Source organism: Polaribacter sp., assembly GCF_051251875.1.
GTDB lineage: Bacteria > Bacteroidota > Bacteroidia > Flavobacteriales > Flavobacteriaceae > Polaribacter.
Genome location: NZ_JBPOGL010000002.1, coordinates 211,797 through 228,451, shown reverse-complemented (window position 1 = coordinate 228,451; position 16,655 = coordinate 211,797). Strand labels below are relative to the sequence as shown.

The following is a 16,655-nucleotide window of genomic DNA, read 5'->3' as shown; positions in this document are numbered from 1 at the left end:
TGTAAAGAGTGGAATTGCCAAAAGTAAAATTATAAAAACAATCTTTATTTCGGCGCTTTTCCCGAGTTTTTGCCAACTCGTTATAAGTCCATAAATATATTGCTTTTTGGTTAAATTATTAGGGATATCCCAATAAAATTTAGAAAAACAATAGGAACGTGACCCAACGTATTTTAGACCATCAATATGCAATTATCTTGTAGACAATTGTATTTGAATACTATACTAAATGTAAATATCATTAAAAACTGCTAAATTTTTAGAAGGTAGCTTTTAAGCTTGTTGCTTTGCTTAAAGCAAACTCTAAACTTCTATAATATCTTTATTTTTTAGGCTAAAATCTTTTTAAAAAATGTAATGATACTGAATTTATGAGGTTCAAGAATTCCTATAAAAACAATAAAAAAGACATGATGAAATACACTTTTTAGGCAACAAGCTTATTTTGAGCATAGTAGAAAGAATAGGAGAGAAGCGAAATGGATCTGGAGTTGTTATTGATAAATTTTACTTATATTTAACCTGTTGTGCATTATAAATTTATTTCATCACAAAATGTCAGTTCGAGTGATTTTGAGGAACGAAAAATTGTATCGAGAACTTTTTTAATGCTAAAATTCTTACCTGCCTGTCGGCAGACAGGTTCTCGATACAAATTTTACTCATTTCAATCGTAAAATTCACTCGAATTGACAGAATTTTATCATAATGCACAACAGGTTATATTTATAACAATTGTTTTATATGTAGTAATTAATTCTCCCAATTAACGATACTAATGGTAGCATTTTTTAATTACTCTTTATTAGTTTTTTAATTATTAATTTATAATATATACTTAATGAAATTCAGAACATTAAAACTGATATTATTCAACTTTCTTATTATTTTTTACTCTTGTGATTGTGAGACGGAAGAAGTTGAGAATGAAAATCCCTCTAATAATACTATCTTATTTGGAACAGGTTGGGATAATCAGGAAGATTTTACACAAACTATTCCTGTAGCAATAAATTACAGTAACTATCAATCAGGAGGTTCATTGCCTGCAAATATTGACTTAACACCTAAATTTCCGCCAATTGGTCATCAAGGAAATTTAGGAACATGTGTTGCTTGGGCTACAGGATATTATAATAAAACATATCTTGATGCAGTAGATAAAAATCTCACAGCTTCCCAAATTCAGTCTTTTAATAATCAATATTCTCCAACCGACCTTTTTTTCTCTATTGATGCATCTCTAAGATCTTGTGAAAATGGAACCTACTTTGATGATGCATTTAATGTATTAATATCTAGAGGAGTAAACACTCTTGCAAATGTTCCGTATAAGGAAATATGCCTTTATAATTCACCAGGAAGTGCTGCTATGGCCTCATCAAATAGGATTAAGAATTTCCGTAGAATTCAAGGTTCTGTTAATGAAATTAAAGAATATTTAGCCCAAGGAATACCAGTTGTAATTGGAGCAATGGTAAATTACGAGTTTACAAATTTAAAAGGTAATTCTGTACTTAATAATCTTAATTATACAGGTGAGGAGGGAGGACATGCAATGGTAATTGGAGGCTATGACGACTCAAGAAATGCATTTCGAATTGTAAATTCATGGGGTACTTATTGGGGTGATAATGGCTATTTATGGATAGATTATAATTTTCTAGTCAATAAATTTTGTATTCAAAATGGACAAAGGTCTTTGTTTGTAGCTTTTAATGATAATAATACAAATAATAATCCGCCTACTACCAGTTCTGGTGGTCCAGACCTAACTGCTTTAGTAACTTCTGATGTCACTCTTTATCCAAATATTTCTCCATACACCAATGCGCGAAGAGCTTTTTTTGATGTAAAAAACATAGGCAATCAAACCATGTTGGCATCAAGTAATTGGAATATTTATTATTTATGGGTAAATGCATTTAATGCCAATAATTATGGAACAATTTTTAGAGGCGAGTTTACAACAGCAATTCCGTCAAATAGTTTTCAAAATGTAAATGCAAATTATTCTCTATTAAACTACAATCTTGCCCCAGGAGATTTATTAGGTCAACTGTCTTTGGGAAAACCTTATGTGTTTTGGGACTATTTTATGCCCCAAGTTACTGGTAGTTATTACCTGGTTTTGTATATTGATAAAGGAAATAGCAATGAAATAAATCAAACTAATAATGTTTTTTATGTAACCCAATCACCCAAATACTTCAACAATGGTTATTCAAATAAGTCAACAGGTTCTAATAAATTAGTGAACAAATATCAATTTGAAGATTTAGTATCTTTTGATTTTAATTTAAAAGAAACTGAAGTAAATGATGAAAATTCATTAACTATTTATAGGAAACTCTCAAGTAAAAATTTTGCCAATGCCTATACGTCTGATGAAATTGTATCATTTTTAAAGAATAAAATTAATAATGGGGGTTTGTAATATACTAAAGTTAGAAAATAGTATGCAAATGAAGTTTTTAAACAAGTAAACTGTTGCTATAATCCTAAAGGTATTGTATCGGAAAGTATGTATAAATAGTCGGAAAAAAAGCCTGTAATGAAATTCTCATAAATGCACTTCATTGACTTCTAATTTTTAATTAAATGTTTTGAAATTACTACTTGGTTAGTGTTTATAATTATCAAGTAAATTCCATTAGATAAATTTCCCAGATTACACTTATTATCCAAGATGTTTTTATTAGAAAAGCTTAATAAATGTTTTCCATCTAAAGTATCTAGAGATACACTTTTTACCTTTTCAAAATTGTTTTTCGTCAACGAAAAATAAGAATTATCTAAAAGAATATTGTTCGAAATCACTTTTACAGATAGCGGTAATTAAAAGTGTTTTGGTATTACTATACAAGCTTATTTAAAAATGATTAACTCTATAATATTAATTGTTTGTGAGAACCATCGCAGTTTGGTTTTCGTTTCGATAATCCGCAAGTACAATCATGTAAACCATATCCATCTTTAATTCTCTCTATATTTTTTTCTATTCTAGATAATTTCGTTTTAGATTGTTTTGGTTTGTCAAAATGCAAAAGATAACCTCTTTTTCTTCCAGGTGTTAAATTGGTAAATGCTTTTTTAAAATCACTATTTTCCTCAAATATCTGTTGTAACTCTTTGGGAATTTCGAAATCGGAAGTTTTTTTCTTTGGTACTTTTTTCCCTGATTTTTCAATTCTGATGGCTTCATCAATATATTGCTTTATGAAGGGTTCAAGTTTACATATTTCTGAGTGGTCTGTAAATCGTATTTGTCTTGCAGATTGTACGTTTTGGGTTTGCTGTGTTAAAATATTCTCAACGTCTTTTAGTAAAACTCCTTTATGAAAAAGAATTGCACAGTAATCTTTAAACTCGTGAATTAAAACAATGTTTTTTCCGTTGTCTCTATAGCACGGATGCATCCATTTAAACGTTTCTTTTAGTCCAGTTTCTAGAATAATTTCACGAAGTTTTGTAACTTCCTCTTTCCATTTTTTAAGGCTATTCAGATATTTTTCTACTTCTTGATTCATTATTTACTCAGTTTCTCTATAAAATTGGTAACGCATTTTTGTATCAAAAGTTACGGTTTTGTGTATGATGATTATCCGAAGGAAAATCGAATGTTGGCAAAAGAGAATACTTTTGATTTAGCACTAAATTACGCATTATTTTTTAAGATGATAGCATTTGTTTTTCTGTTGAATACTTTAATTCCTAGTATTATTAAAACTACAAGCAATGCATTAAAAAATATACTAGTTAAAATGATTTTTATAACTGAAAATATATTAGTTAGGTTTGCAATATTCATGTTCAAATCCGGATAGCTTTTTAGCATCATAATAATTCCAAAATTTTCCAAATAATATACAATTCCTGCAATTATGGGTGTTGATCAGTATAAAAAGTTATAGAACTTTTTTACCTGAAATGTTTCTATTTATATACTTGGTTAATCTGTTCTTTTTTTAAATCAAAAATGATAATTATCATTGTTTATTATTCTTAAAGTAATTACTTTTTTACTACAATTCAAGAATTGATTTTTTAGATTAATTCTTAAAAATTTCATTGTCATGACAGAAACTTTCTGCTTAAAATGTGACGCTAAAAATTCCAAAAAGGAAAAATATTGCTACGCTAAAGCGGAGAAAAAATAAATCTAGTAGAAATTGAATAAAATAATTACTTGGTTGCAATTATGTTGCAATTGAAGATGAAAAATATTGTCTAGAGTGTAGTGTTTAATTATTTAAAAGGAATACTATGAAATCTATAATCTGTTCTAATTGCGGAAACAAACTAAATAAAGGAGCTCTCTTTTACGGAGTTTGTGTGCGAAAATTTAATCAACAAGATATTACCACTTTAAAATATAACTCTTTTATCAAAAAGAAAAAAAGAGGAGTAGTACGTGCCATTGAAAAAGCACTCTCTGTAAATTTTTTATTCAGCTTTTCACTACTAAATAATTTTTGTCGATTTAATAAATTCATGAGTATGAAAAGGCTTTGCGTAGTATTATTTCTTTTTTTAATAGTAGGTTCAACTAATTTATATTCACAAAGTTTAGTAAGAGCATCTGAAGGGAATGTAAGAATAGCATTGATAAAGAATTGGTCTCGTATGCCAACAAATGCAGAAATAAATCGTGCATATAATGAGTACAGAGCTAAAGCATATAGCTATTGTAATGTGGGGAATTGGCAAAAAATGCATACTCCTTGGTCAGACAATGGTGATGTGGCAAATCATGTTATTGTAATTAATAGCTGTACCTATTCATCACCACAAAGAAATATTAAATATGCAGCTATTTTAAAGTTTGATTATAACACGAGTACATTTAAATTTGAAGGTGTTCTGATGAAAGGTGTTAAAAAAGGCGATAAAAATGCAACGGCTTCGCGTTTAGAAGAACAAGACCTTGTTTATCTCTCACCTGGCTGGATTAGCAGTACAAAAAATAACCAAAATTCAAATAAAAAAACTTCTCCTTGGATAGACAACAATCCAAACAAGATTGACGAGGACTATGATGATGATGATGACAGTGGTTTATTAACAATTGTTATTGGAGCTCTTACCGCAGCGGGCTTATTGGCTATCAGAAATAGAATTAAAAAAAAGAAGAAAGCCACATCAACAGGCAACAAAAAGAAACCGAAAGAAAAAAAGGAAGTAGCAGAATATATCTTACAGTTAAATACAGAAGCATTTTATCTAAAACTAGACGAAACAAAAAACTTAACAGCAAAAGTGTGGAAAATTACGGAAAAAGGAAAATCACTCGCCAATGCTACCATAAAAATTCAATGTTCAGAAAAAGCACTTAAGGTGATGCCTTTTAGTGCGGCTGGAACACTAAACAGTCAAATTACATTAAAAGATAAGCCTAAAGAAAATCAATTCTATATTACGGTTGCAACAAATGTTGACGGACATACCTATCAAAAACGAGTACGGATAACAGCCGGAATGCAAAAACGCCTCATCATTGAAACTGCTCCAGATAACATACGAAGTCTGCGTCCAAATATTGACCAAAACTTAACATGTTTTGCACAAGTAGTGGATGAAGAGGATAACGATATTCCAGAATTAACGAAAAAAATAAAATTCGATAATTCAAAAGATCGATGGGTAGATTTATTAGATGAAGGGCCGTATTTTGATGAAGGTTGGGCAGCTATTCTTGTGGGCGCCTCTGACCCTGCGGAAGATTATGATATTTCACATCCTCCTAAATCGGTTACTTTAGGTATTTATGTAGATTATGAAGAAGAAGAGAAAAATATACGTCTAGAAAACAATTTAAAAATAGATCTTATAGATTGTAAATTAGAAACGGATCTTGAACAAGTTAGTTTTCTTGCTACAAAAGAACAGTCTAAAATTACCATTAAAGCCAATATAAAAGATTGCGATGGTACTAAACCATGGAAATTTAAGGCTGTTTATATGAAGGATTACGAGACGGTTGATAAAAAGCCTCTTAGCACTATTGATTTGCAAGATGTTAAAGATTCAGAAGTAAAAATAGCTTTAACAGGTCCTATTTTATTACCAAAAGAAGGAGAGCAATTTATACGAAAACTACTAGTAATTTCTGCACAACAAAAAGAAGAAAAAGCATTAGAAAGACATATTTACGTACTGGTTTCTAGGGAAGGATTGTTTATTCAAAATGGTGTAAATTCTGAAAGTCAAATAGAGGTATTGGCAAATGGTAAAGTAAAAAATGAATTGGTGTTTGAACTCTATACATATCATAAAGAAAAAGATGAGATTATTGTTGATATTGATGGATTAAAGAATCTTAAATTAGAATTAGCCACAACCGATGATATCGCTATAAATGTTAACGGCGTTTTTAAACCTGAATTTTCAGAGAAGGAATGGGGACATTCAGAAACAAGTAATACCTATATTTTCCAATCGGAAAATGAGATTCCTGCAGATGGCCGTGTGGTTTATTTAAAGTACAAAGTGTCGGCTCCAATTCCTTTTGAAACTAAAAATCCTGAAAATTTTCAAGTTGAATTTACTGTTCAGTTAAAAACACTAGATATTGGAAAAGTTATACCAACTTGGAATGAAGCTTATGAGAATTGTAAATTCATTATTAACAAACATATTCCTTATGGTGAGACTAGAGAAATACTTCTTAGAAACTTAGAAGTAGAAGGGGTTTTCTTAGATGTTGAAGGTTTGGTTGAGTTTAGAAATAGGGTATGGGAAATAGCTCAAGATTTAATTCTTTTGCAAGGTGAAGCTGGGTATAAAAACCTTGATGAGTGGTACACACTTTGTATAGAAGTACGCTATTGGGCAAAAATGGCAAGTGATGTTTGTGTAAGTATTTTAATGATTGTCTATTTTCGTGTGTATGGTAAAGTAGGCATGTTACTTTTAGTGCCCATATCTGTTGTCAAAGAAATTATTTATGATGCCATAGTGTATTACAGAAATGACGAAGGAACCATTGAAAAATTCAAAGATCAGCAATATCAAAAAATTATATATACTTTATTTGATGTAACTCAGGGAAAATTAATTACTCCAGAGACTATTGGTTTGGCTGTAAAAAACAAACCTCTTGCATGGGCAATATTTGTAGGCATTCAGTTTGCTATAAATCTGTATAGAACGGAGTCTATGGTCGAAGCCATAAAAGCAACAGCAACTCAAATTACATTGGCTATGTTTATCGATAAAACAAGCAAATATATAATTGCCAACCCCGATAAATGCGGAGGACTCAAACTAGTCAATCATCTTCAGAAAGGCAAAGGAGCATACCCGAACACAACAGACCCAAAGAAATCAAAGAAAATAGCTACTGAAGACAAGGAATTCTTAGATAATTTTGATAAAAAAACGCATACAGATCCAAAATTAAAGTTGAAATATCTCGACAAATCTGAGGTTTCTAAAATCATGAAAGATCCTGCTAAGGTTAGAACTATTAAGGAGCACGGAACAGATGCGCAAAAAAGTGCCTTTGTGAGATCTCGAAAAAAAATTTATGACCAACATGATAGAGCACTAAAACAAGAAATGGTAAAGAAATTTGGAGGAAAGCTTTCTGATTATCAACTAGATGATTTTAGAACTCCAGGGCCTGTAGATCCAACAGGTGTTAATACAGATAGAGATTTATGTCCAAGACGGCGTATAAGACTTAAAAACGGCAAAGATGTTATGTTAGAATTTAAAGGAAAACAGTTAGATGATATCAAATCTAAATCTGAAAATATATTCGGTAACCTAACAGATAAACCTTCAAATGTTTCAGCTAAGAAAAATTTTGAAGATCACCAGCAACGAATTACTAATCAACATGATAATGAAGCCAGTAGAGATTATGGTAAGAATTTTATTGATCCAAAGACAGGAGAGTATATTTCAGACTCACACATTAAAAAAGTATATGCTGGCAAAAGCACATTAAAATCTCCAAAAAGTCAAGGAGATATGATTTTGAATAAGGTGCTAAATAATAAAGGACCTGAAAAAATTGCCCAAGCTAAAAAAGGAGTTTCTTCATTAAAGAAAATATATAAAAGTTATAAAAAACAAGGATACAAGGTTCCGAAAATTGAGAAAAAATTAGAAAAAGCCATGTCTTTGATTGAAAAAGCAAAGGTAACAAAGGAACAAACACCTGTAAAAATGAAAAAATTTAAAGAAGCATTAAATAAGTTGAATTACAAAGATATTGATGATGTAGCAAATCATCTAAAAGATAAAATAACGGACTTAGGAAATGTTGAACAACCAAGTTTTTTTGACAAGATAAAAGGATTTACACAAAACTAAAAAAATGTCATAATTATGGAGTATTTACCTCATGAATTTGTACAATTTGCTCAAAAAAAGGGAGTATCGGAGAATGCCATTCTTAATCTGCTAGGCGCTGAATTTTCAAACTCAACACTAGCTGATGATGAAGACATCAGTTGGAGAAAAATACCTGATATAGACTCATTAGACGATGAGAACTGGAGACTGTTAGAAAATTTTTCAAAGGTTTACCAACTAAAAAAAATTGCTCGGAGAAGAGTATTTAGTTCAAATAATTTGTATTACAATCAAACCTTAGATAAAGTGTCTTTATTTGAGTTCAATAAATACAATGCCATACGGTTTGAAACATTTAAAACAAAAAAAGAATTTGTTGATAATCTTACCGAAAAGTATGTGCCTTATAAATCTTTTGCCTACAAATTACCACAACTAAATAATTTATCAAAAGACGAATGGTTTATAATTGTCTCATTATTAGAACTATTTATAGAGAAAAATCCCATCCCTAATAGTACTTATACACCCGATGAATTGTTTGTTTTTACACCCGATTCACTGTTGCAATTAATTAAAAACAGTAGTCAAAGGAAAGAAGAATATACTTGGTGGGGGCATTGGCAAAAATTATCGGAACATAAAATTCCAACAATAGAGGAAATTGAAACGGCAATACTAGTTTTGGTCAATAAGGCTTTAGCCGGGTATTTAGAGCAATCAGAAAAAGAGGATGTTTATTTTGTTGGTAAGGAGCTCGTAGGCATTATGAATGCTTTAGCATGGTGGGACAGAGGTTTTGTTATTGAAAGTGAACCTATAGCCACAAAGTTATATCTATTTCAAGCAGATAGTTTATTTGTTTTAGTAAATGAAAATAATAAAAATTACAGTTTATTTAATATTGATGGCGAACAATTGCCAAATCTCCTTTCAAATTTTATGAATGTAGCTGATAAACCAAATACAGCAATAGATCAAAAAGAACCCCGTAAAAAAATTAATTTCTGCTCAAACTGTGGATCATCTGTTATTCCGGGGACTAAATTTTGCTCTAATTGTGGTAATAAATTAAACTAAAAACATAACATCATGGCATACTGTACTAATTGTGGAACTGATAATAAAAATAATTCTAAGTTCTGTCCCAATTGCGGAACAGCAATAACAGAAGATTTAAAGAAAAACAAAAGAAGACCACCACCAAAAAGAAAGATGAAAAAAGGTGTGGTAAAAAGCATAGAAAATGAAGCTACTAATTCTGTGAAATCTAAATTAAAAGAAACAGTTGCACCAAAAACTCCAAAAAGTTCTAGTCCAATTTCTGAAGTATTTGAATCAAAGAAAAAGACCACTACAAGTGCAACAGAATTACAAATAGAGGACACTAATAAATTTAATAAATGGACGTGGATTTATGCAATTCTTAATGGTTTATTACTTCTTTTAGGGATTCAATCTGAAGAAGTTACGGGTGTTTTAATATTTTCAATATTAATTCTTGGAATTGTTTTTTTTAGAAGAAAAAAAGAAAAACCATACAATTTACTTACTAAGATTGTTTTAGTACTTCAACTCCTTTTATTAATTGCAATAATAGTAGAAGACTTAGCATACTTTTCGGTTGTTACTTTGTTACTTATTGGTTTGTTTGCTTCAAATATAATTTTACTATTTAAAGGGAATAAATAGTAAAACGAATTACAATAATTTAAAAAATAGAATTATGAAATTATGTACAAACTGCGGTGAAAAACTAAACGATGGTGCTAAATTTTGCATTCATTGTGGTGCAAAAATTATGGAGGATACAAAAAGTAAGAATGTATCCAAATCAATCACAAAGAAACCAGAGTCTAATCTAATTTCAAGTGATGCAAAAAATAGAATTGATAAAATTAATCATAAGATAACTCTAGAGAACAATCAATCTAGCGTTGTTAAAAAGGCTAGGTATAGTGCTACCTTTTTTATACTCATTATTCTACTAGCATTTCTCGATGTAGCTATTTTACCTATTCATCCTGCAGTTGTAATGATTTCTATTTTCTTTTTAATGGCGTCATTAATTACAGGATATATGTTTAAAAGTAGAGAAAATAAATTACAAAACTTAATACATGGAGAACAGTTATTGGCAGAATGGACATTAAGCGCTCATCAAAAAAAAGAATATGCCCATTATTTATATAAACAAAAAGTTGGCAAAAACATGTTTATTCTTTTTTCAATTGTAGCCATAGCTATGGTTGTTTTTGGTGTTTTTATTTTAGTCATAGACGAGGGAAAATTTGCCATGTTTATGGTGTTCCTTGGTCTTATTGTGTTTTTATCATTTTTTGCATTTGCTATGCCTTTTTATTACAAAATAAAAAATTCAAAAGGCGATGGACAAGTTTTAATCGGGGTAAAATATGCTTATGTTAATGGTTATTTCCATAATTGGGATTTTCCGCTTTCAGGTTTGTCAAAAGTGAAAATAATTAATGATCCATTCTATGGAATTAATTTTACATTCTATTATACAGATGTAACTTTAAAACATAGCGAAGAACTAATAATACCTGCAAATAAAGACATAGATCTTGATGGTTTAATTACTAAGTTAAAAGTATTTTATAATTAGTTGTTTGGGTACTATACATTTGTATTATAATGTGCTGCGTGACGCCTGTCTCGAAGTTGTTAAGAGGTTGCTTTGTTTTGGTTAAAAGCGAAAGTTGTTATAACAGTTTCTTTATTTTTTTCTTCTGAAATTTTTCTTATACAATGTTAATGGAACACTTTTTATGCGACAACGTAGGAGGGAAGCGTAATATGTGGGGAATGGCTAGAAAGTCAAATTAATGTTTTATCAAGTAAGATTTTTATACTATCTTTTCAAGCGATTATTCAATAACTATAACTCATTTAAAATCAGAATGTTTTCATTCCCAAAATTAAAATCAATATCAATAAACAATTTTTCCCTTTATGAAAAAGAAGGTAATATAGATTTAGATATCATAGATGGAGTTTTTTGCCTTGCTGGTGCTAATGGTTTAGGTAAGTCAACTTTTTTAAATTTAATTAATTATGGACTTACAGGAATTGTAATTGATCCATCTAAGGAATTCACTTCTATAGTTTCAACATCTAAATTTTATAGCGTAAATAAAAAATTTGCAAATAAATATTTTGATGGCAGAGTAAATGAAATTGATAGAAACGTGAGTAATATTCGTTTAACATTTTCAATTGACAATGTGACTTATGACATACAAAGACCTTTGTTTGAAAGTGAAGAACTAACGTTATTCACTAGAAAAATTGATGATGTTGATACTGTTCCAAAAGGTTTATCCAATAGTGAACTTTTCTCTTCTTATTGTCAATATATTACGGGAGATATTAAACTTACTAGTTTTGATCAATTTGTTTTTTTACAACATTTTGTTTTAAGTTTTGATGAACATCATTATTTATTGTTTTGGAATAATGATTTAATGGAAACATCGCTATACTTGTTTTTTGGAGTTGACACGAATCAAGCTAAAAAAGCAAATGAACTACGAAAAGACATAAAGCGATTTGGTTCTAATATTCGTAATTATGTATATCACAAAAATAAGCTTGTAAAAGACGTTGAGAATTTAAAAGCAAATATAGCTGATGGACAAGACTTAAAACTACCTGATGGAATTCAAGAAGAATTTGAGAAACTAGATTTAGAAAATATTGAATTAGATAAAAATATAGTTCAGTCAAAAAATAAGCTATCGCAAGCCAACCATATTATTGCAGAAAAGTCATATGAGCTTTCTCAAAAGAAAGCAGAATATCAATCAACTTTTGATAATTTGTTTTCTGATAACAATGATAAAAATTTCCTTAACGATCCAAGAATAATTACTAGTCTTCTTGAGTTAAAAAAAGAAATTTGTGATAACAAAAAAACAGACGAGAATTTCAAAATATTTTATGATTTAATAAAAGATGGCTTTTGTAAAAAAGAAGTTGATAAAGGCGTAGGTTTTGAAGAGTTAAAGATTTTTGATAAAGCAATTTCTGTAATAGAAGATAAAATTAAAGCAGAACAAACGACTAAAGTTAGAATTGAATCTGAAATTAAAATAGCGAATGATGAACTTATAAAAAATTCAAAGCGAATATTTGAACTAGAAAAAGAATATGGAGATATTCTCAATACATTAAGAGAGTTAGCAAAAAGCGATTATTCCGGAGTTTTAAAAGTTTATGAAAATCAGATTCGTGATAAAACAGCTGAAATTGAAGAAATAAGAGTAGAAAAAGCTAGTTTAGAAAAGGAATTCAAAAAAATTGAAAGAGAATTGAACAAAGGTTATAATAAAGCTGAAGAGGAGTTTATCCCATTATTTAATAAGTATGCTCATAATTTTTTGGGTTTAGAAGTTGATTTAAAACTTAGAAATAGTTCTAAAGGTTCAACATTAGTTTTGATAATCGAAGATACTGAACGAAGTGATTTTTTTCAATTATCAGAGAGTCAAAGGTATTTCATAGATATAGCATTAAGAATGGCTTTAATAGAGCACTCTTGTAAAGAAGCAACACTTCTAGTTGATACACCAGAAGGTTCTTTAGACATCGCTTATGAAAGTAGAGCTGGTAAAATGTTTGGTGATTTTGTCGGTTTAGGTTTTAATCTAATTATGACAGCAAATATTAATACTTCACAATTATTAATTGAGCTCGCAAATAAGTGTAAGTCATCTAAAATGCAGTTAGAAAGGATGACTGAATGGACTCATCTTTCTGAAGTTCAATATCAAGAGGAAGAAAAAATCATTAAAGCCTATCAAAGGATAGAAGAAATTTTAAATTAATAGATGAAACACTTTGCATTATTTGACGTGCTTTATCTCGGGCAAAATTTAGAGACTAAAATAGATGATTTTTCGATAAACGAAATTCAAATTTTATCCTATTTGGGATGTCTGTTGTCAATATATGATGGAAATAATTCTAGCGATTGGGGTTATTTCTTTTCAAAAAACAGCTCAGGTTACCCATATAGTATTGAATTGAATAATTCAATGGAGATACTATCGTCTAGAAATATGATAAAACAAAACTCCCTTAATGGTAAGTACTTTAATACTGATACAGCTGGTAATGAATTTATTGATAAAATGTCAAATCAGTTGTCAATTTATTCAAATCGAAAACGATATTTAGACGCTTCATTAAATTGCATAACATTAGCACCTTTTGGAGTTATAAGAACAGCATTGTTGAATGAACCAGTTCTTGCGAGTGCAAAAAGAAAAACAAGTGTCTTACTACTTGAAGAATCTGATTTTGCAACAAACTTATTATATGAACAATTTGAAGAATTAAGAACAGCAATAAACAATGAGTATGAGTCTTTATTAATTCCAGCTTTCACTTGGCTTTCAGGAAATTTAAATCATCAGATAGGCTAATGGAAATTGATTACAATAAGGTTATAATAAACTTATTCGTCGCTAAACTCGAAAAAGATTTTGGTAGCAAAGGAATAGATAGAGCATTATTTCTAGCCACTAAAATTAAATCTGTATATGAAGTCATTGATGTTAGAAAATTTAAAAACATTAAGATTATTACGTCTCTAGAAAAACACATAAAGATTAATGACAAACTAGTTGGAAATATAGAAGAACTAAATTCATCCCTAGAATTGGTAACAGATTCTTCGTCTCCTTCAATTTTTTTGGAATTTACTGAATCTGGTAAAATTTTCTTTTCTGAGGATGTAATTGATACTAATTCCATTAAAAATGTTGCTATAATTTATGAGAAAATTGATGAATTTGAATATTTTCATAATAAAACGGATAAAGATTTATTAGAACCTCTTAATGGCATTGATAGTTATTTTGCACCAAATACATTTAAAAGTTTAGATGAATCACTTGAGTTTTACAAAACAAACGTTGCAAAGAATACATCGTGTAAAATTCTACAAGGCATTTGGCATGATGATTACAAAATTAAAATAGCGAAAGGTGCTTCAGAAGGAATAATGAGAGATTCTTTATGTCAATTTTTGAAATATAGATTGCGTGGCCTAAAAGAAGTTATGCCAGAACAAAATGTAAATGAAAAGAATCCCGTAGATATTAAAGTTTTTTGGAACTCTACTAAGCATATAGCATTTATTGAAATCAAATGGCTTGGAAAATCTATTAGCAATACTAGTTATAGTCAAAGTAGAGCATTAGATGGGGCTAAGCAATTAGTAGATTACTTAGATGAATATGCACAACAAAACCCAAATATGATTTCTAATGGATATTTAGTTGTTTTTGATGCTAGACGTAAAAAAATTGATAACCCAATAAGTGAATTAACTACTGAAGATGTTGATTTTTATAAAGATAAAAAAATTGAATATAACCCGAAATATGAGGAACAAAGAGATGATTATGCTAAACCACAAAGATTCTTTTTAAATGCCAATTTAAGTAACTAATGAATTCAAATTTAAACAAAGATTTTGAGTTAAATAATAAAGGTACATCTAACGCTGGAGATACAAGAAGTCTTGCTCGGCACAGATGGTATTTTTATAAAGAAGGTTTTTCTCCTGCACTTGTTAATAAAGCTATAGAGGAAAGTGATATTTCTGAAAATGATATTGTACTAGACCCTTTTAATGGGAGTGGTACTGTTACATTAACAGCTGCGATGAGAGGTATCAATTCTTTAGGTTTTGAAGTTAATCCATTTACAAGTTTCCTATCTCAAGTTAAGGCTACAAATTTCACAGAAAAAAACTTTAGAAAAGTCTCAGATTTAATTATGATGAATTCTGAAAAAGGAGGAATCTCTCATTTAGAAAACTATTCAACATTTACTGAAAATAATCACAGAGGTAAAAATAAATGGCTATTTAATAAAGATGTTTTACAAGCTTTTGCAGGTGGATATAATAACTTAGGACACAGTAATAAAAGTTCGAAACTAGCGAAGCTTGCATTAGTTTCTGCTATAATGAAAAACAGCAATGCTAAAAAAGATGGAAAGTGTTTAAGATATAAGAATAATTGGGAAAATCTGAATTATGATAAAACTTCATTTTTAGAATCATTACAAGATAATTTAAATATCATAGAACAAGATTTGGAGAATAAAGTTGAGACTAAGCCAATTATAAAAACTGGCGATTCAAGAAAATTAGTAAAGAAACTTGATTTTAAATTTAAGCTATGTATAACGTCGCCACCTTATTTAAACACATTTGATTATACTGATATATATAGACCAGAACTGTTTTTAAGTGGTTTTATAAATTCGAGCGAAGAGCTTAGAAGCTTAAGATATAAAACAGTTAGATCACACGTTCAAGTGAATTGGAATAAGCCAAAAATAAATGACTTTGGTATTCACTTTAATGAGGTTTTTAAAAAAATATCAGATAAGAAAGACTTATTAATGCATAAAAATATTCCGGATATGATTTCCGCTTATTTTGAGGATATGCAAGCGATTTTTATGGATTTAAAACAAAAGGCAGATAAAGGTGCAAGTTTATGGTTTGTAGTTTCTACTTCAGCTTATGCAAATGAACACATACCAGTGGATTTAATATTAGCAGATATCGCAACAAAGGTTGGATGGAAATTAAAGGAAATTGGGGTATTACGCGAAATACTCAAAAGAAAAACTAGATTTAGTCCAGATATCGATAAATTAAGGGAAAGTGTTATTATTTTAAATAATTAGCTCTTAAAAGTATTACTAAATGGAAGATTATATTTGGTATAAAGTTTTATATTATTGGTGCGTTACTAAAGAACCTGTAGGTTCTGGACTGACAATTCCATTTTTAATTGGAGTAGAGAAGGAGTTTGGAAGAGGAGAAGACTATAAAATACATGACTTACTTTCAGAATTTCATTCAATTGAAGGTGATTATTCAATTACGATTCGCAATTGTCAAAATATTAATATGGATGTGTGCTGTTTAGATATTCTAAATAGTCAGGAAAAAGAGTATTTTGAAAATTTTGGTTCTATTTTTTTACAAGTTGATGATTATAGTGATTTGGATTCCTTTGATGATTTTAAGAAAGCCGTTAGTTCAGAATATATACATTATATAAGAGAAGGTAATTATTCAATTAATAACGCTCAATGGAGTGGTTTTACTGATTTTGATTTGGACTTAATTAATAACATTATGTAAAATAGAATCTCAATGTTAAACTTGGCCTCATAAAATTTTGGTAAAAACAATAGGCTATTTCAAGAGAATTATCCAGTGGATGATTCGAATGAAATACAATAGGGAAGTCGTAAGATGTTTTGGAGTTCTTTAGTAAAATCATCCTTCAAATCGTATT

The 16,655-nt window shown here is 29.4% G+C and carries 12 protein-coding genes; 10 read left to right on the top strand and 2 right to left on the bottom strand.

Annotation, left to right across the window (positions count from 1 at the left end; genetic code table 11):
• Window positions 1–841 precede the first annotated feature (841 nt).
• The gene (locus tag ACSHW5_RS02145; RefSeq protein WP_435674460.1) at window positions 842–2,437 is read left to right on the top strand and encodes a C1 family peptidase; all 1,596 of its coding nucleotides are present in this window, start codon (window positions 842–844) and stop codon (window positions 2,435–2,437) included.
• Window positions 2,438–2,586: 149 nt separating this feature from the next.
• On the opposite strand, the gene ACSHW5_RS02140 is transcribed toward ACSHW5_RS02145, so the two are convergent.
• Window positions 2,587–2,820, bottom strand: a complete 234-nt coding sequence (locus tag ACSHW5_RS02140; protein WP_435674459.1) for a T9SS type A sorting domain-containing protein — start codon at window positions 2,818–2,820, stop codon at window positions 2,587–2,589.
• 68 nt (window positions 2,821–2,888) lie between these two features.
• On the bottom strand, window positions 2,889–3,530 hold the full coding sequence (locus tag ACSHW5_RS02135) for a DUF1801 domain-containing protein (protein WP_435674458.1): 642 nt from the start codon (window positions 3,528–3,530) through the stop codon (window positions 2,889–2,891).
• A gap of 736 nt (window positions 3,531–4,266) precedes the next feature.
• On the opposite strand from ACSHW5_RS02135, the gene ACSHW5_RS02130 reads away from it, so the two are divergent.
• The 9 genes from ACSHW5_RS02130 to ACSHW5_RS02090 all read left to right on the top strand — a co-directional run bounded on the left by ACSHW5_RS02130 (window position 4,267) and on the right by ACSHW5_RS02090 (window position 16,498).
• A complete protein-coding gene (locus ACSHW5_RS02130; protein WP_435674457.1) occupies window positions 4,267–8,322 on the top strand; it encodes a hypothetical protein in 4,056 nt (1,351 codons plus the stop codon).
• 15 nt (window positions 8,323–8,337) lie between these two features.
• Window positions 8,338–9,384 (top strand): zinc ribbon domain-containing protein, encoded by a 1,047-nt coding sequence (locus ACSHW5_RS02125; protein ID WP_435674456.1) that lies wholly within the window; start codon window positions 8,338–8,340, stop codon window positions 9,382–9,384.
• Between the two features lie 12 nt (window positions 9,385–9,396).
• Window positions 9,397–9,996: a zinc-ribbon domain-containing protein gene (locus ACSHW5_RS02120; protein WP_435674455.1), complete on the top strand. Its 600-nt coding sequence runs from the start codon at window positions 9,397–9,399 to the stop codon at window positions 9,994–9,996.
• A gap of 34 nt (window positions 9,997–10,030) precedes the next feature.
• On the top strand, window positions 10,031–10,930 hold the full coding sequence (locus ACSHW5_RS02115) for a zinc-ribbon domain-containing protein (protein WP_435674454.1): 900 nt from the start codon (window positions 10,031–10,033) through the stop codon (window positions 10,928–10,930).
• A 295-nt stretch (window positions 10,931–11,225) separates the two neighbouring features.
• Window positions 11,226–13,151, top strand: coding sequence for a hypothetical protein (locus ACSHW5_RS02110; protein ID WP_435674453.1), 1,926 nt, complete (start codon window positions 11,226–11,228; stop codon window positions 13,149–13,151).
• A 3-nt stretch (window positions 13,152–13,154) separates the two neighbouring features.
• Window positions 13,155–13,751 carry a hypothetical protein gene (locus ACSHW5_RS02105; protein ID WP_435674452.1) on the top strand — a complete coding sequence of 199 codons (597 nt, stop codon included), beginning with the start codon at window positions 13,155–13,157 and terminating at the stop codon, window positions 13,749–13,751.
• Window positions 13,751–14,782 carry a hypothetical protein gene (locus ACSHW5_RS02100; protein ID WP_435674451.1) on the top strand — a complete coding sequence of 344 codons (1,032 nt, stop codon included), beginning with the start codon at window positions 13,751–13,753 and terminating at the stop codon, window positions 14,780–14,782. The genes ACSHW5_RS02105 and ACSHW5_RS02100 overlap by 1 nt, the downstream gene beginning before the upstream one ends.
• Window positions 14,782–16,035 (top strand): DNA methyltransferase, encoded by a 1,254-nt coding sequence (locus ACSHW5_RS02095; protein ID WP_435674450.1) that lies wholly within the window; start codon window positions 14,782–14,784, stop codon window positions 16,033–16,035. Before ACSHW5_RS02100 ends, ACSHW5_RS02095 begins: the two co-directional genes overlap by 1 nt.
• A gap of 19 nt (window positions 16,036–16,054) precedes the next feature.
• The gene (locus ACSHW5_RS02090; RefSeq protein ID WP_435674449.1) at window positions 16,055–16,498 is read left to right on the top strand and encodes a hypothetical protein; all 444 of its coding nucleotides are present in this window, start codon (window positions 16,055–16,057) and stop codon (window positions 16,496–16,498) included.
• Window positions 16,499–16,655: the final 157 nt, after the last annotated feature.